This is a genomic window from Planococcus sp. SSTMD024 (assembly GCF_041320495.1).
GTDB lineage: Bacteria > Bacillota > Bacilli > Bacillales_A > Planococcaceae > Planococcus.
Genome location: NZ_JBGGNS010000006.1, coordinates 80,088 through 97,515, shown reverse-complemented (window position 1 = coordinate 97,515; position 17,428 = coordinate 80,088). Strand labels below are relative to the sequence as shown.

The 17,428-nt window shown below is 50.8% G+C and carries 15 protein-coding genes and 1 riboswitch; of the genes, 3 read left to right on the top strand and 12 right to left on the bottom strand.

All coding sequences use genetic code 11. The features are described 5' to 3' along the window. Positions 1-284: 284 nt before the first annotated feature. The 8 genes from AB9R92_RS01650 to AB9R92_RS01615 all read right to left on the bottom strand — a co-directional run bounded on the left by AB9R92_RS01650 (position 285) and on the right by AB9R92_RS01615 (position 10,481). A complete protein-coding gene (locus AB9R92_RS01650; protein ID WP_370667805.1) occupies positions 285-671 on the bottom strand; it encodes an FxsA family protein in 387 nt (128 codons plus the stop codon). A gap of 24 nt (positions 672-695) precedes the next feature. After that, positions 696-2,456, bottom strand: a complete 1,761-nt coding sequence (gene pyk, locus AB9R92_RS01645) for a pyruvate kinase (protein ID WP_370667804.1) — start codon at positions 2,454-2,456, stop codon at positions 696-698. Between the two features lie 22 nt (positions 2,457-2,478). Continuing rightward, the gene (gene pfkA, locus AB9R92_RS01640; RefSeq protein WP_370667803.1) at positions 2,479-3,438 is read right to left on the bottom strand and encodes a 6-phosphofructokinase; all 960 of its coding nucleotides are present in this window, start codon (positions 3,436-3,438) and stop codon (positions 2,479-2,481) included. A gap of 140 nt (positions 3,439-3,578) precedes the next feature. Further along, the gene (locus tag AB9R92_RS01635; RefSeq protein ID WP_370667802.1) at positions 3,579-4,544 is read right to left on the bottom strand and encodes an acetyl-CoA carboxylase carboxyltransferase subunit alpha; all 966 of its coding nucleotides are present in this window, start codon (positions 4,542-4,544) and stop codon (positions 3,579-3,581) included. Continuing rightward, on the bottom strand, positions 4,537-5,409 hold the full coding sequence (gene accD, locus AB9R92_RS01630) for an acetyl-CoA carboxylase, carboxyltransferase subunit beta (RefSeq protein WP_370667801.1): 873 nt from the start codon (positions 5,407-5,409) through the stop codon (positions 4,537-4,539). The genes AB9R92_RS01635 and accD overlap by 8 nt, the downstream gene beginning before the upstream one ends. Beyond that, positions 5,400-6,041: a FadR/GntR family transcriptional regulator gene (locus AB9R92_RS01625; protein ID WP_370667800.1), complete on the bottom strand. Its 642-nt coding sequence runs from the start codon at positions 6,039-6,041 to the stop codon at positions 5,400-5,402. The genes accD and AB9R92_RS01625 overlap by 10 nt, the downstream gene beginning before the upstream one ends. Positions 6,042-6,468: 427 nt before the next feature. Beyond that, a complete protein-coding gene (dnaE, locus tag AB9R92_RS01620) occupies positions 6,469-9,522 on the bottom strand; it encodes a DNA polymerase III subunit alpha (protein ID WP_370667799.1) in 3,054 nt (1,017 codons plus the stop codon). 17 nt (positions 9,523-9,539) lie between these two features. Beyond that, positions 9,540-10,481 carry a DHH family phosphoesterase gene (locus tag AB9R92_RS01615; RefSeq protein WP_370667798.1) on the bottom strand — a complete coding sequence of 314 codons (942 nt, stop codon included), beginning with the start codon at positions 10,479-10,481 and terminating at the stop codon, positions 9,540-9,542. A gap of 93 nt (positions 10,482-10,574) precedes the next feature. Between AB9R92_RS01615 and AB9R92_RS01610 the strand changes: the two genes are divergently transcribed. Next, positions 10,575-10,874, top strand: a complete 300-nt coding sequence (locus AB9R92_RS01610) for a YtpI family protein (RefSeq protein WP_101190095.1) — start codon at positions 10,575-10,577, stop codon at positions 10,872-10,874. An 86-nt stretch (positions 10,875-10,960) separates the two neighbouring features. On the opposite strand, the gene AB9R92_RS01605 is transcribed toward AB9R92_RS01610, so the two are convergent. Both AB9R92_RS01605 and AB9R92_RS01600 read right to left on the bottom strand, forming a co-directional pair. Next, positions 10,961-12,268 (bottom strand): DRTGG domain-containing protein, encoded by a 1,308-nt coding sequence (locus AB9R92_RS01605; protein WP_370667796.1) that lies wholly within the window; start codon positions 12,266-12,268, stop codon positions 10,961-10,963. 167 nt (positions 12,269-12,435) lie between these two features. Next, positions 12,436-13,116, bottom strand: coding sequence for a metal-dependent hydrolase (locus AB9R92_RS01600; RefSeq protein WP_370667795.1), 681 nt, complete (start codon positions 13,114-13,116; stop codon positions 12,436-12,438). Between the two features lie 90 nt (positions 13,117-13,206). Here AB9R92_RS01600 and AB9R92_RS01595 point away from each other — a divergent pair, with 90 nt between their 5' ends. Continuing rightward, positions 13,207-14,304, top strand: a complete 1,098-nt coding sequence (locus tag AB9R92_RS01595) for a M24 family metallopeptidase (protein ID WP_370667794.1) — start codon at positions 13,207-13,209, stop codon at positions 14,302-14,304. A 63-nt stretch (positions 14,305-14,367) separates the two neighbouring features. Here the strand turns inward: AB9R92_RS01595 and ald are convergent, their stop codons facing one another. Beyond that, on the bottom strand, positions 14,368-15,483 hold the full coding sequence (gene ald, locus AB9R92_RS01590; protein WP_370667793.1) for an alanine dehydrogenase: 1,116 nt from the start codon (positions 15,481-15,483) through the stop codon (positions 14,368-14,370). 298 nt (positions 15,484-15,781) lie between these two features. Between ald and AB9R92_RS01585 the strand changes: the two genes are divergently transcribed. Continuing rightward, entirely contained in the window at positions 15,782-16,282 is a 501-nt protein-coding gene (locus AB9R92_RS01585; protein WP_370667792.1) for a universal stress protein, read from the top strand. 50 nt (positions 16,283-16,332) lie between these two features. Here the strand turns inward: AB9R92_RS01585 and AB9R92_RS01580 are convergent, their stop codons facing one another. Further along, entirely contained in the window at positions 16,333-17,271 is a 939-nt protein-coding gene (locus tag AB9R92_RS01580; RefSeq protein WP_370667791.1) for an NADP-dependent oxidoreductase, read from the bottom strand. A gap of 105 nt (positions 17,272-17,376) precedes the next feature. Next, positions 17,377-17,420: riboswitch (PreQ1 riboswitch) on the top strand. The last annotated feature ends 8 nt before the right edge of the window (positions 17,421-17,428 follow it).

Genomic DNA, 17,428 nt, shown 5'->3' with positions numbered 1-17,428 from the left:
TCGATGTTGTAGCCGACGTATGTAAGGGTATCATCGATGATCGAACTGATCGCCGATTGTGTTGCGACTACACCTTCTAAACCTTTTGATGATGTCATGTAAATCTCTCCTTCTACATTCTACTTCATCATTCCAAAAAAAAAACAGAACAATGAGCCATCTGCTTTCATGCACTTTTCCGTAAATAGACTTACCTAGTCATTATAATCAACTTTGTACAATTTGTGAATGAAAACGCTTGGTAAAATTTAAAAACGATTGCCTATTGATGAATGTACCCGGAATTATCCTACGATAATCCGGGTATTTTTCATCTTCTTCTGAAGCATCCGATAAACGAGCGGCTTGTAGAGCTTCTGTGTCGGTGTGAACAATAAACTGAACCCAACTGCATCCGAAATGAATCCCGGCGTCAGCAGCAAAGTGCCGCCGACCAGGATAAATGCTGCGCCGATCAGGCGGTCGCCCGGCGGCTGCATTTGGCTCATGCTCGACTGAATATCGCGTATTGCTTTAAGCCCTTGGCGTTTTGCTAAGAAAGCACCGAGCAGTCCCGTTGCAACAATCAATGCGAGCGTCCAGAAAAATCCAATCTGCCCGCCAGCCCAGATTAAAATCGCAAGCTCAAGAGTCGGTACGATCACCAATGCCAGAAAAATCCACTTCATCATAGTCAATCGACCTCCAAAATTTCTTTACGATACGCTTGCATGCCCGTGATAAATAACTCCTGCATCCGCATCGATTGTGATTTCCTGGCCGGATTCCACTTTTGTCACCGCATCTTTGACGCCGACGATCACAGGGATTCCAAGGCTCAGCCCAACTACTGCAGCATGGCTGGTCAAACCGCCTTCTTCTGTCACGATGCCTGCGCAGTTGTTGATGGCGTTCATCATATCGCGGTCAGTGCCGTAAGTGACGATGATCTTTCCTTCGGTATCCATCGCCAATGCTTCTTCAGCATTGCGCACGACCACTGCTTCACCAAAGCCGACGTTCTTGCCGATGCCTTGCCCTTTCGCCAAGATGTCACCGATGACGCGCAGTTTCATCAAGTTGGTCGTTCCGGCTTCACCGACTGGAACGCCAGCTGTGATGATAACCAGGTCGCCATGCTTAATCAAACCGTGTTTCAATGCTTCTTCCACTGCCAATTCAAGCATTTCATCCGTCGATTCAACACGTGTCCCGACGATCGGCTGTACGCCCCAGTTCAATGTCAACTTGCGTGCAGTACGGGCCGTGGATGTCACCGCAATGATAGGCGAGCCTGGGCGGTATTTGGAAATCATTTTTGCCGTATGGCCACTTTCGGTCGGCGCCAAAATTGCCTGTACGCGCAAGTTAAGTGCGGTGTAAGCGACTGCTTGGCCGATCGCTTCTGTCATATTCGACTCTTTTTCCTTCCGGCGGTTGGAAACGATTTGTTTATGGTTCAGCGCAGCTTCGGTCGTTTCGGCAATGCGATGCATCGTCTCGACCGACTCAACTGGGTAAAGCCCTGCTGCCGTTTCACCTGACAGCATGATCGCGTCCGTTCCGTCAAAAATGGCATTCGCTACATCGCTTGCTTCTGCGCGCGTCGGGCGCGGGTTGCGTTGCATGGAATCCAGCATTTGGGTCGCTGTAATGACCGGTTTACCCGCACTATTGCATTTGTCGATCATCGATTTTTGCACGATCGGCACTTCTTCCGCAGGAATTTCCACCCCGAGGTCGCCACGCGCAACCATTAGGCCATCTGAAACCATGATGATCTCATCTAGATTGTCGACGCCTTCCTGGTTTTCGATTTTCGGAATGATTTGGATGTGAGATCCACCGTTTTTTTCCAGCAAGCTGCGGATTTCCATCACATCTGAACGTCTGCGGACAAACGATGCAGCGACAAAATCGACGTCCTGCTCAATCCCGAACAATAGGTCAGCCGCATCTTTTTCCGTGATTCCCGGCAATTGAACTGAAACGCCTGGAACGTTGACGCCTTTTTTCGTCTTCAGCGTGCCGGCATTTTCAACGACCGTATGGATCTGGCCGTGTTCTTTATCAATACTCGTAACGCGCAATTCGATCAAGCCATCATCCAATAAAATCATAGAGCCTTCGTGGACGTCTTCAATCAATTTATCATAAGTGATCGAGAACATTTCTTTCGTGCCCAGCACTTCTGTCATGGAAATCGTGATTTCCTGGTCGGTTTCGAGTTCGATGGAATCGTTCTCCATTTTATGGGTTCTGATTTCCGGTCCTTTCGTATCCAGGAGAATCCCCACTGTGATGCCGGTCTTTTCGGACGCTTCGCGGATGCGCTTGATGCGCAAAGCGTGCTCCTCATGGTCTCCGTGCGAGAAATTCAAACGGGCGACATTCATGCCCGCCTTCATCAATTGTTCTAGTACTTCCGGTGATTCACTTGCCGGCCCGATGGTGCAGACGATTTTCGTTTTTCTCAATAGACTCACTCCAATTAACTGTTTAAATTGATAATTCTTTAGAAAGCTTGTACAAACTCATATCGGCATCGTGCTCTTTTTCGAACGCCGTTGTCATATCATAGTCTACCACCTGATGATTTTTCATGCCAATCGCCAAGCCGCCTTTTCCTTCCATCAGCACTTCCACTGCCCGTGCGCCGAACAAGCTGCCGAGCACGCGGTCGCGCGCAGTCGGCGAGCCGCCGCGTTGGATGTGTCCAAGAACCGAAACGCGCGTTTCCACGTTGGTCTTGTCCGCAATCAAATCGGCCAGCTCCCCGCCGCTCATGACACCTTCAGCGACGATGATGATGCTGTGTTTCTTGCCGCGCTTGCGGCCGCTTTCGAGACGTTCAAGCATGTCGTCAATGTCAAAAGGGTCTTCAGGGATGAGAATGGTTTCGGCGCCGCCGGCAAGCCCTGCCCATAAGGCCAAGTCGCCTGCGTCCCTGCCCATGACCTCGACGATGAACGTACGCTCGTGGCTTGTCGCCGTATCGCGTATTTTGTCGATCGCTTCGATGACAGTATTCAATGCCGTATCAAAACCGATCGTATAATCCGTTCCCGGGATATCGTTATCGATCGTTCCAGGAACCCCGACACTCGGGAACCCTTTTTTGGTCAACGCCATCGCCCCGCGGTACGATCCATCTCCGCCGATGACCACCAAGCCCTCGAGCCCTTTTGCCTTCATCTGCTCAATCGCTTTCCATTGCCCTTCGTCTGTGCGGAATTCGTCGCAGCGGGCAGAATAGAGCTTTGTGCCGCCGCGCTGGATGATATCGCCGACATCGCCGGCCTGCAAGTCTTCGATGTTTCCTTCGATCAAGCCTTGATAGCCATAATAGACGCCAGCCACTTCAACGCCATGGTAGATGGCTTTCCGGACCACTGCCCGAACTGCTGCGTTCATCCCGGGCGAATCGCCTCCACTTGTCAACACTCCAATTTTCTTCACGAGAACCGCCTCCTGCACTTCCTTTTTACTCTATTCACCTTACCACGCAAGTTCTGCGCTGTCAGTCCACAACCCCTGTTCAGCACGCGTTTTTTGATGAATCTCAAAAAATAAAAAGACCGCTTTACGCGGCCTGATTTTTATTCTGAAAAAACGCCAATTGCCCGGAATTTTTCATAGCGTTGTGAAATCAATTGTTCTGCGTTCATGCCTTCCAATTCCTTCAATGAATAACGAATGGCGCCGCTGATCAATTGTGCCTGGCGGGCCGTATCGTGATGCGCGCCTCCACGGACTTCGGGAATCATATGCTCGATGATGCCCATATCCAATAGATCGGGTGCCGTGATTTTCATGGCTTCGGCTGCTGTTTTCGCAAGTGCTGCGTCTTTCCAAAGGATTGACGCCGCCCCTTCAGGCGAAATGACCGAGAACGTCGAGTTTTCGAGCATCAAAATCTGGTTGCCGACGCCAAGCGCGAGCGCTCCGCCGCTTCCGCCTTCCCCGATGACAATTGACAGGACCGGCACCTCAAGGCCGGCCATTTCCACAAGGTTGCGGGCGATTGCTTCGCTTTGGCCGCGTTCTTCTGCAGCCTTCCCTGGATAAGCACCTTTCGTATCGATCAGGCAAATGACCGGGCGGCCGAATTTCTCCGCCTGCTTCATCAAGCGCAACGCTTTGCGATAGCCTTCAGGATGCGGCATCCCGAAATTACGGCGGACGTTTTCTTTCGTATCCTTGCCGCGCTGGTGGCCGATGATCGTTACCGGCTGCCCCTCAAAACTCCCGATGCCGCCAATGATCGCCTCGTCATCGCCATAAACGCGGTCTCCGTGCAGTTCAATAAAGTCCTTGAAGATGAGCGGCAGATAATCCAATGTCGTCGGGCGTTCGGGATGGCGCGCTACTTGGACGCGGTCCCACGGTTTCATGTTCTCATAGATTTCCTCTTCGAGCTTCGCGAAACGCTGTTCTAAAGAAGAGATTTCAGAACTGAGATCGACATCTGCCGTTTTCGTATATTCCTTCAGTTCGGAAATCTTTTTTCTCAACTCAATCAATGGTTCTTCAAACGCCATCGTCTTCATTTTCTTTTTAGACATGGGATCCAGCCCCTTTCACGTGCAATTGCACAATGGTCGACAGCGTTTCGCGCATTTTGGAGCGATGCACGACCGCATCGAGTTGGCCATGGGCAAGGAGGAATTCCGCTGTCTGGAAGTCTTCCGGCAATTTTTCGCGCACTGTCTGTTCGATGACACGGCGCCCGGCAAATCCGATCAATGCTTTCGGTTCCGCCAGGTTGATGTCGCCGACAGAAGCAAAGCTGGCTGACACGCCGCCAGTTGTCGGATGCGTCAAGATCGATACGAATAACAAGCCTTCATTCGAATGGCGCTTTAACGCAACACTTGTTTTCGCCATCTGCATGAGCGATAAAACACCTTCTTGCATACGCGCGCCGCCGCTCGCCGTGAAAATCAAAAACGGCACTTTCAGTTTGGTGGCCAGTTCAACGGCACGGGTGATTTTCTCGCCGACTACCGAGCCCATTGAGCCCATCCGGAAATGTGAATCCATCACAGCCACGACCACTTGCTGGCCTTTGATCGATCCGGACCCTGTGAGCACCGCTTCGTTCAAGCCGGTTTTTTCGCTATCGGCCTGGACTTTTTCGCTGTAGCCCGGAAAGTTAAGTGGGTTTTCCGATTTCAAATGATCATCAACCGATTCGAAACTTGAATCGTCCATAAGGTGGACGATTCGTTCACGGGCTGTCATCTTGAAATGATGGTCGCATTTCGGGCACACTTTGCCCAAATTCTCCAGTTCTTTCGTCAAGGTGATGTGTTTGCAGTTCGGGCATTTCGTCATCAAGCCCTCCGGCACATCCTTTGCCGCTTTAGAAGGGATCGTTGCTTCTTTTTCATCTCGTTTTCGCTTGAATATATCGCGTATCATCGCCATTGTTCATTCTCTCCTTTGATTAAGACGCTACTCCAGGCTTTAAAATCCCGGATGGCCGTTTCGGCATCTTGCTGCTCGATCGCCTGCAGAATGTTTTTCAGCAAGGGCCTCTCTTCCGGCATGACTTCGCCATCATAAGGATTGCCCCCGTATTGCTTTAATAAGAACCAAATTTTCAGCGACAGGCGGTTGCCGGACAGCACCATCAATTCACGGACAAAGTCTTCCCTTATGAATTCATGCCCACCTAGCCGCTCGCGTAAACTTTCCCATACTGGAAGTTTGGACGCATCGCTTGCGCAGATGGCCTGGATTGCCGCGGTTTCGTGTATACACATTGTCTCCCGCACATCTTCCAGGGTTTTATTGTCTTGCAAGATAAAGGTCGCCAGCAATTCGACGAGCCGGTGTTTTCTGGGGTCTGCTAAAAATGTCCCTTCCCCTCGCCGGGTTTCGATAAGCCCCAGCAATTCCAGGCTCCGGAGCGCCTCACGGATCGTCGAACGCCCGACCGCCAGCTTTTCAGCCAACTCCCGTTCGGAAGGGATTCGGTCTCCCGGCCGTATATTCTGTTCCCGAATCATGTCCCGCATTTCACTTACAATATTTAAATAGCGTTTAGGCTGATTCATGAAAACTCCTTTTGTTTCCATTTTTTTGAAAGTGGTCTGACCACTAATCTTTCTATACCTTACAAAAAATTTCGGCTGCCGTAAAGAAAAAACTGCATTTCTTTTTAAGAAATGCAGTCCAGCTTGTCTAGAAAGATAAAAAGCCGTATTTTCCGAAGCTTATCGCACGACTCCGTGGGCTCGCGCCCAAGCCTCCTCATCCGCTGCGCGTCTTGCGGGGTCTCGGTCGTCTCGCTGATCCACCGGAGTCGAGCGAACACTTCTCCAAATACTTAAATAACTCATTGATTTTTGAATGTCGAAAAGATCATCCCATTTTAATTCATGACGTATTAATAAACTTCTTTAACACTCTGAACTGCATTTCTTTTTAAGAAATGCAGTCCGTTGCCGATTCACTTATATGAAATTAGCTTATTCCATTGCTTCACAAAATGGTTTTGCAGATGATGGTCGTCTTGCCTTGTCGGGTTTCAGCTGTTCCTTGGATTTCGAGCAAGGCATCTTTATCCAGCAGTTCGTTGTATTGCGCATACTCTTTCGGGAACAGCGTAACCGATGCCACTCCGGTTTCATCCTGCAAGGTGACAAACGCCATCGCATCGCCTTTTTTCGTGCGGATGCGCCGTACGTCTTCCACCAGCCCGAGCACTTCCACACGCTCACGGTCTTTTTTCTTCGGCAACTCGTTAAGCGCTGTATAAGCTTTGTGGCGCTGCTCTTTTTCCCGCTCCACAGGATGTGTGCTCAAATAAAAGCCGAGCGCTTCTTTTTCAAAGTCGAGCTTGAGCCCGTCCGGCATCGGTTCGGCCTTGGTGTATTTCGGTTTCATGAAGCTGGAGCCCATGTCATCAAATAGCCCAGGGTCTTCATTCGGTTTGACCAGTTCTGCATGCTTGATCGCACTATCAAGAGACGCGAGCAGGACGGCCCGGTCTTTTCCAAGTACGTCCAAAGCCCCCGCTTTGATAAGGGGCTCGAAAGCTTTGCGGGTGAAATGGACCGCGGATATCCGTTCAGCGATATTGAACAGGCTTTGGAAAGGCCCGTCCTTTCGCGCCGCGAGAATGGCTTTGACGGTTGTTCCGGGAACGCCTTTTACGGAGCTCAGCCCCGTGCGGACTTGCTGTTCTTCCGATGAAAAACCGTAACGGCTCTTCGCGATGCACGGGGCGGCAAGCTGGATCCCGCGTTCTTTCATTTCACGCATGAACTGTGCCGTTTTCTCATTGTTCCCTTGGCTGTTCGATAACAGCGCGGCATAGAACTGCACCGGATAATGGGTTTTCATATAAGCCAGTTGATAGGAAATCATGCTGTAGGCGACGGCGTGGCTTTTCGGGAAGCCGTAATCGGCAAACCGCACTATCAAGTCATAGACCTCTCCCGCTTCTTTTGCGGTATAGCGTTTTTTTGTAGCGCCGCCGACAAAATGCGCTCGCTCTTCATCGAGGATTTGGCGGTTTTTTTTGCTGACGGCGCGGCGCAATAGATCAGCCTCGCCTAAGCTGAAGCCCGCCATCTCTGCGGCGATTTTCATGATCTGCTCCTGATAGACGATGACGCCGTATGTTTCCGATAAAATCGGCTCCAATACCGGATGGATATAAGCTACCGCTTCTTCGCCGTGCTTGCGGCGCGCATAAAGCGGGATGAACTCCATCGGGCCTGGACGGTACAAAGCATTGACTGCGACAATATCGCCGAATGCGCTCGGTTTGATGAGCATCAAAGCGCGCCGCATCCCCGGTGACTCCAGCTGGAAAATGCCGGCTGTATCGCCCTTCGCCAGTAAGCCGTATGTTTCTTTGTCGTCGAGCGGCAAGTTTCGGTAATCGATCGAGAAATTCAAATCGCGTTTCAGCATATGCGCCATGTTTTCCAGAATCGTCAAATTGCGCAAGCCGAGAAAGTCCATTTTCAATAAACCGATTGCTTCAAGTTCCTGCATCGGCCATTGGGTGATGAAAATATCGTCGTTGCCTTTTTCAATCGGCACATAATCCACCAACGGGCCCGGGCTCAAAATGACGCCGGCTGCATGAATCGAGGAATTTCGTGGCAGCCCTTCCAGCTTCAACGCCGTCTTGAACCAGCGCTCACGGGTTTCATTGCCGATGATCCAGCCCTCGAGCGCCTTCGATTCGCGAAGCGCTTCGCGCAAGGTGATACCCGGCCGGCTCGGGATGAGTTTTGAAACCTTCTCAAGTTCCTCTGCTTCAAAACCGAACACCCTCGCCGTATCTCTCGCAACCGCTTTTGCGGACAAAGTGCCGAAGGTGATGATTTGAGCTGTCTGTAAGGCACCGTATTTTTTTGCCACATACTCGACCACTTCGTGGCGTCGGTGATCTGCGAAGTCGATGTCAATATCCGGCAAAGTGACGCGCTCCGGATTCAGGAAGCGCTCGAACAACAATCCATGTGCAAGCGGATCGACATCCGTAATGCGCAACGCAAAGGCAACGAGCGATCCCGCAGAGGATCCACGGCCCGGACCGGTCAAAATGCCCCTGTTTCTGGCATGAGCCATGAAATCGGAAACGATGAGGAAATAATCGACATAGCCCATGGCCGAAATAACGCCCAATTCGTAATCGAGCCTCTCTGTATAGCTTTGAGCTAATTTGCCGACACGTTCTTCTATCCCTTTCAGGCACAGTGCACGGATGAGCCCACTTTTGTCGGTGCCTTCTTTTACAGGATAGTTCGGCAGCAATTGGCGGTTGAGCGGAATGGTGACGCGGCAGTTCATGAGCAGCGCATGGCTTTGGTCCAGCCATTCCGGATGGTCGGAAAACCATTCCGATAACTGTGCTTTTGTCGGCACGAACGCCGCTGAATGTTCGGGTTTCGGGCGTTCAGGGTCGCTCAGCTTGAAGCCGTCCCCGATCGACCTCGCCACTTCATAGGCAAAGGCATCTTCCTGTTTCACATAACGGCATTCGTGGCTCGCCATGAATTTGAGGCCGAATGTCGAGCAAAACTCCGTAAATGCTTCTTCGGTCTCCTGCACATTCCCTCCAGGCCGCTCAATGCTGGCACATAAGCGCTCGCCGAATAAACGCGACAAGCTGCCGAGCGCTTCGCTGCGGTCTGTCAGCACCCACGACGCATTGTCGGGAATCACGCACAATAAACCTTCTTGGTAAGCTGCCAGCCATTTTTGCGGGATGGCTTCCACATCACGAGTCGACAAGGCACTCGTCAGCTTCAACAACATATGGTAGCCAGTGTTGTTCTGTGCATACAGCACCACAGGCAATGCGGCACCGTCAAAGTCGACGGGCACGGAAAGGCCGAGCACCCCGTGGATGCCGGCCTTTTTGCAGGCGTCCCAAAATGGCAGGACGCCATATAATTTGGAATTGACTAAGGCTGCCGCGCTTGCGCCTTGCTCAGTGAGAACTGCAAACAGTTCTTCGAGGCGAATCGTGCTTTGCAGCGGATCAGCCGCGGTCACAATATGCGGGTAGACCATTTCAACACCTTCTTTCCTTATGCCTTCGCGCAAATTTCCTCCAGGCGCTGGATGACCCGGTCCGCCTCATCCCACGAATAAGCGACTGCGCCGGATGCCATCGGATGCCCTCCGCCCCCGAATTCTTTGGCGAGCGTATTGATGACTGGCCCTTTTGAACGCAGCCGGACGCGTATTTCATCATCTTCTTCTATTAAAATGACCCAGGCTTTGATGCCTTTAACGTTGCCGAGCGAACCGACCAGCAAAGACGTATCCGTCGGGGTCACATCGAATTTCGTCAAAATGTCCTGTGTGATCTTTACAAAAGCGGCGCCATTTTCATCTATTTGGAAATTTTGGTACATATAACCTTGCAAATGAAGTAATTTGCGATCCATCTCATACATGCCGTTATGAAGCTCGTTGCGGTCAAAATCATATTTGATCAATTCACCCGCCACATCAAACGTCTTCTGCGTCGTGCTCGGGAACAGGAAGCGCCCAGTATCCCCGATAATTCCTGCATAGAGCAATCTCGCTCCCGCATCAGGCATGGACCAGTTTTCTTCCACTTGGCCGTATGTAAATAATTCATAGATCATTTCAGAGGAAGAACTCGCTTTTGTATCCACTTGGCAAATATCCCCATAATTGTCATCGTTCGGATGATGGTCGATTTTCACCAATTTTGCCCCGCTGGGATAGCGTTGGTCGTCGATTCGGTCCGTATTCGCGGTGTCCGTCACGATGACCAATGCCCCTTCGAAATCTGCATCTTCGACTGTATCCGGAAAATCGAGAAAATCCATCGTGTAGTCGTGTTCTCCAGCTGCAAGCACGCGCTTGTTCGGGTAGTTGTGGCTCAGTATGTATTTCAGGCCGATTTGTGATCCATATGCATCCGGGTCGGGACGCACATGGCGGTGGATGATGATCGTATCGTATTGTTTAATTGTGTCGATGATTTGACTATACATTGCTTCAATCCTCCAGTGGACAGGGAAATCCATTCGCATTTTCTGATCATCCCCATTACAATGGAAATAGATTTGCATAACAGGAGGTTCCCCATGCTCATATTCGTATTTTTAATTATCATTTCTGCTGTATTTTATCTTTACTATAAAACGAAACAGATTCGCACGCGTCTGCCGGTGCGCAAAAATTGGTATGCGAGCCGCGCACAGATTGCGCTCGGCAGTTTCATCACCTTTTTCGGCATCAATCAGCTGTTCGTTTTCCAAACTGTCGTCACTTATATCATTGCCGGCATCTTTATCGTTCTTGGCTTGGCGCTGATCGTCCATAATTTCAAGGCGAACCGCCATTACCAAGCGTTTCTCGACGAAGAAACCCGCTTGAACCCATAAAACAGCCCCTCCCTTGCGGAGAGGTTGTTTTTTTTGTGGGCGATTATTGCATACCAGAGACCCCTGCCCTGTCAAGGTAGCGCTCGTTAGCGGTCGAGCAATTGGAAGGTCAGCATCGATTTGCCGATGACTTGCTGTTCATACAACACTTCGACATCGACTTTTGCTGATTTCCGGCTGATGTCCAAGATTGTCGGCCGGATGGTCAATGAAGCATCGAGCTGAACCGGTTTCAGGAAATAGACCGTGATGTTTTCCAACACGCTGTCTTTGCGGTTTTTCGTTTTGAGTGCCGTCGCAGCCGCTTCTGTCAGCACCATCGTATAAGCCCCGTATGACAGCGAGCCATACGCATTGGTCATTTGGGGAGTTACACGGAATTCCAGGCTGAGCGCGTCTTCCTGCACCAAGTTCAATTGGCTTTTGATGATGTCATCGATGGTTTCCCCTTGCTGCGGCTGTCGTTGCGCCGTTTGAATCGCTTTCAATACGTCCTGCCGGCTGATGATGCCCATCAAATTGTGATGGTCGTCGGTGATTGGCAGCAAATCGATTCCTTCCCAGATCATTCGGTGTCCTGCTGCCGCGACGCTCGTCTGCAGCGACACGGTGATCGGGTCTTTGGTCATCACTTTATCGATCGATTCCGTATCCGCTGCGCCGATGACATCACGTGACGTGACGATCCCGACCAGCCTGCCGTTGCTGTCGACGACCGGAAATCCGCCATGTGTCGTTTCATTGTTCAGTTCATTATAGCGGCTGATTGGATCTTTAACGTGCAGGAAATGCGTATTTTCCAGTGGAATCAAAATGTCTTCAATCAGCAGGATCTCTTTTTTGATCAATTGGTCGTAAATCGCCCGGTTGATCATTGTGGCTACCGTAAACGTGTCGTAGCTGGTGGAGATGACCGGCAACTCCAGTTCATCGGCCAGCTTTTTCACTTGGTCAGAAGCATCAAAGCCTCCTGTCACGAGCACTGCCGCCCCTGCCTGCAAGGCGTATTCATGGGCTTTGTAGCGGTTGCCGACAATGAGTAAATTGCCCGCTTCCGTATAGCGCATCATGTCTTCGAGCTGCATTGCCCCGATGACGAATTTGTTCAGTGATTTATGGAGCCCCGCACGCCCGCCGAGCACTTGGCCGTCGACGACTTTAACGATTTCCGCATACGTCAGCCGTTCGATATTCTCTTTTTTCTTGCGCTCGATGCGGATCGTGCCGACCCGTTCGATTGTCGAAACCAGCCGCTTGTTTTCCGCTTCTTTAATGGCCCGGTAAGCCGTGCCCTCTGATACTTGAAGCTCCTTGGCAATCCGGCGAACGGAAATTTTCTCCCCAACAGCCAAAGTCTCGATATAATCCAAAATCTGTTCGTGTTTCGTAGCCATTATTTCACCAATCTTTCTGCTATCCTCTATCCCTTAGTTTAGCATAATCCGAATGGAAGTCGACAATCCGTGCGGCCCCCTTTTAAAAAGCAAAGTTTGGCTTGCGGCAATAAAAAACAGGCAAGGGGGATTATTGCCCTCCCTTGCCCGTCTTCTGTTAATAGATTTTATAAATCGATGCTGTCTCCAGGCTCCATGATCTGCACTTCCGCCTGCTTGACCGCTTGCTTGAATTGCTCCGGGTCCTGCTTGATCGGCGGGAAAGTGTTGTAGTGAATCGGCACCGCCGTCTTCGGATTGATCAGCTCGACGGCGTACGCCGCATCTTCTGGCCCCATCGTGAAGAAATCGCCAATGGGGACAAACGCCAAGTCGATCGAATGGCGTTTGCCGATGATTTCCATGTCCCCGAACACCTCCGTATCGCCGGCGTGATACACCGTCTTCCCTTCCGCTTCGAAGAGAATTCCGGCTGGCATGCCGCCGTAGATCACTTCACCGTCTTCTGTCGTATAGGACGAGCTATGGAATGCTTTCGTGAATTTTACTTTCCCGAAGTCGAACTCTTTGGCGCCGCCCAGGTTCATGCCGACTGCATCCAGCCCTTGCCCGCTGAGGTAGTTTGCCAGTTCCACAGGGGCTACCACGACCGCGCCGCTTGATTTGGCGATGTCCACTGTATCGCCGACATGGTCGTTATGCGCATGCGTCAACAGAATCGCGTCCGGCTTTTCTTCGCTTGCTGTCAAGTCCGTCAATTCGTTTCCGGTAATGAATGGATCGATAAGGATCGTTTTGCCGCCGGTTTGGATTTTCACAACCGAATGACCGTGATATGAGATTTTCATGATATCCCTCCAATAGAGTTTTGGCTCCTTGCTTTCTGCTGTTTTATACCCTGATTTTTGATATGCTACACATGAAGGGGAGGAATACATATGAACAAATTGACCAATTTGCAAAGTTTTTTGAAGCAGCAGCAACTCGACGCGGCGCTCATCACCGACCCGCATAATGTCTTTTATTTGACCGGTTTCAATAGCGACCCGAAAGAGCGCTTGCTCGCCGTCATGGTGTTTGCTGATGCTGAGCCGTTCCTCATCTGCCCGGCAATGGAAGCGCCCGATGCGAAAGCAGCCGGCTGGACTGGCGAAATTGCAGGACATGCCGATACGCAAAACGCGATGCAAGTGCTTTACGAAACAGCAGCTACGCGGAATTTGCCGCTGGAGCACATCGCCATCGAAAAAGCGCATATGAACGTCGAGCGCTACGACGCAATCAACCATTATTTCCAGTCACCCAAGATCCATTCGATCGATGCGCAGATGAACGCGATGCGCGTCATCAAAGACGCGGCCGAACTCGACATCCTGCGCCATGCCGCGTCGCTTGCGGATTACGCCATCGAAGTGGCAGCTGACGTAATGCAAGAAGGCATGACGGAAATCGAATTGATGACCGAAATCGAGACAGCGTTGAAGAAACGCGGCATCACCCATATGTCGTTTGACACCACTGTGCTGACAGGGCCAAAAGCCGCTTCCCCGCACGGCAAAACAGGGCAACGCAAAATTGAACGCGGCGATCTCGTGCTGATGGACCTCGGCGTAATTTATGAGGGATATTGCTCGGACATCACCCGGACGCTGGCTTTCGGCGAACCGAGCGCGCAAGCGAAAGAAGTTTACGATATCGTTAAGCGTGCTGAACAAGCGGCACTTGATGCGGTGCGCCCTGGCGTTACAGCGGCTGAGCTTGATGGAATTGCCCGCAAGACCATCGAAGACGCAGGCTACGGCGAATATTTCACACACCGCCTGGGCCATGGCCTCGGAATTTCCGTCCATGAATTCCCATCGATCCACGGGGGCAACGATATGCCGCTCGAGGCGGGCATGGTCTTTACGATCGAACCTGGCATTTACGTCACGGATCAAGTCGGCGTGCGCATTGAAGACGATCTCGCCGTCACCGAAGACGGCTACGAAGTGCTGACCAAATACCCGAAAGAATTGACGATCATCAATCGATAACGAAAAAGGAGCTGTCCCGGAAATCCACATAGCGGATTTTCCTGGGACAGCTCTTTTGCATTATTATTGCAGCAATTCGTCGACTGATTTGTATTCAAGGCCTTGATCGTCAGCAACGGCTTTATACGTGACATGGCCGTCCATCGTGTTGACGCCTTTTTTCAATGCTTCGTTGTCGAGGACTGCTTGCTTGAGCCCTTTATTGGCGATTTGCACTGCGTAAGGGACCGTCACATTCGTCAAGCCGATTGTCGAGGTGCGCGGAACTGCACCCGGCATGTTCGCTACGGCATAATGGACAACATCATGTTTCACATAAGTCGGTGCATCGTGAGTCGTGATGCGGTCGCTTGTCTCGAAGATGCCGCCCTGGTCGATGGCGATATCGACTACGACAGAACCGGGTTTCATGGATTTGATCATGTCTTCAGTGATCAATTTCGGCGCTTTCGCTCCTGGAATCAATACCGCTCCGATGACTAGATCCGAATCTTTTACCGATTGCGCAATGTTAAGCGGATTAGAAACCAAGGTTTGCACATCTTTGCCGAACAGGTCGTCCAATTGGCGCAAGCGTTCTGGGTTCAAATCAAGAATTGTTACATCAGCACCCATCCCGATCGCCACTTTCGCAGCGTTCGTCCCGGCAACACCACCGCCGACGATCGTCACTTTCCCACGCGAAACGCCAGGGATGCCGCCGAGCAGAATTCCGCCGCCCCCGTGGATTTTCTCGAGGAACTGAGCACCGATCTGTGTCGACATGCGGCCGGCCACTTCGCTCATCGGCGTAAGGAGCGGCAAGGAATTATTCGGAAGTTGAACCGTTTCATAAGCCACGCCTGTCACTTTCGACTTAAGCAAAGCATTCGTCAATTCCACTTCGGGTGCCAAATGCAAGTAAGTGAAAAGCACTTGGCCTTCACGGAAATGCTTGTACTCGCTAGCTACCGGCTCTTTTACTTTCATGACCATGTCCTGTGCCCACGCTTGGTCAGCATCGGCGACGATGACAGCGCCGGCTGCTTCATAATCGGCATCCGTAAAGCCTGACCCTAGCCCTGCGCCTGATTGGATGAAAACTTCATGGCCGAAAAGTGCCAGGTTCACTACTCCCGCCGGTGTCATTGCCACGCGGTTTTCATTGTTCTTAACTTCTGTAGGTACCCCAATACGCATTACAAAACCCTCCATTATATTGTGTCTGAAATAATAAAATGAATCAAACTATCAGTATTTGAAACCAAATCCATTCTAACAGATATTGTTTAATATTGCTCCTTTATTTTGTCTTTCCAAAAGATATTTTTTGACTGGGTAAAATGCGTTATAAAAGCGCTTACGGAAAGAACGAAAGGTATATCGGAATAGTGAAAGAAAAAGAAATAGGAAATTAATCGATAAATTTCACTCTTTAAGGAGGAACAATTTGCCTATGCCTCGAAAGATACAGTATAGACAAAGGAGGAATGTACAGATGACATTAAAGTATAATCAAATCATGGTAGCTGTCGACGGATCGAAAGAAGCGGAGTGGGCTTTTAAAAAGTCCATCGGCATCGCAACACGGAACAACGCGACGTTGAATTTGGTGAACGTAATTGATACTCGTTCCTTCGCTGCAATCGAAGCCTATGACCGCTCAATTGCTGACCGTGCCCAGAAATTCGCTGAAGACTTGCTTGGGGACTATAAAAAAGAAGCCGAAGCCGGCGGTGTGGAAAAGGTCAATATCGTGGTCGATTACGGTTCCCCTAAAACGATGATTCCCCGCGAACTCGCAGAAAGGGTCGAAGCTGACTTGATCATCTGTGGCGCGACTGGTTTGAATGCAGTCGAACGTTTCCTCATCGGCAGTGTTTCCGAGCATATCGTCCGCTCAGCGAAATGCGATGTGCTTGTTGTCCGTACAGCTGAAGCACAGAGTGACGCTCCAGACGATTATTATTCGGAAGAACGCTCCGGAAAACCGGAGTAGCAAACATAAAAGCACACGGCTTGGATGGATGCCGTGTGCTTTTTCTATTTTCATTGCTTCACTTTAATGACGATTTTTCCTCTGGCATGGTGGGATTCGCTTAGTTCATGCGCGTCCCGTACCCCTTCCTCCGTTAGCGGATAGATATGGCCGACTTCCGGTTTCACTTCCCCGCTGACGAATAAATCGCCCAATTTCTTCAATTGCTGCCCGTTCGGCTCCAGCCAGAAACTGCTCACAGTGATGCCCAGTTTTTCTGCCTTCTCCTCATCCGGTTGGCCGGCTATGCTGACGAGCCTGCCGCCGCGCTTCAAAACACCGTAACTTTTTTCAAGCGTTTCTCCGCCCAAGGTATCCAATACGAAATCGAAATTCTCCAAAACTTCCGAGAAATCCTCTTCGTGGTAATCGATTACGCGATTCGCGCCGAGAGACGTGACCAGTTCGTCGTTTTTATCGCTCGCTGTCGTCGCTACATAGCAGCCGATGCTGTTGGCAATCTGGATGGCCATGCTCCCGACACCGCCAGCCCCAGCATGGATGAGTACGCGATCGCCTTTTTTGATATGGCCGATCTCCACCAGGCATTGCCATGCGGTTAGCCCGGTCAACGGAATCGCCGCACCTTGCTCGAAACTCATGCTTTCGGGCATACGCGCCAACAAATTCTCATCTACCGGGACGAATTCCGCATACGTCCCTTGGCGTGTCGTGGCGGGGCGAGCAAAAACCCGGTCGCCGGGGTGGTAATGCTTGACCCCTTCGCCTACTTCCTTGACGACTCCTGCAACATCCCATCCGAGGATGATCGGGAATTCCCACGGCAGCATTTCCTTCAAATAGCCTTCCCTCAGCTTCCAATCAATCGGGTTGACTGAAGTCGCATGGACTTCCACCAATACTTGATGCGCTGAAATGGCCGGCGTCTCCACTTCACGTTCTTTCAATTGCTCTTTACCCCCATACTGGTCAATGACGATCGCTTTCATCTTCACCCACTCCTCCCTTTTACCATCTATATACCCTGACACCATTTCGCTACACATGAAAAAGCACAGGAACTTGCCTATTTATGCTATTATGGGAACTGTTTCATCAAAGAGGTTCGCAAACTCCCTCTCTAAAAAACTAAGGAGCTGTATATTA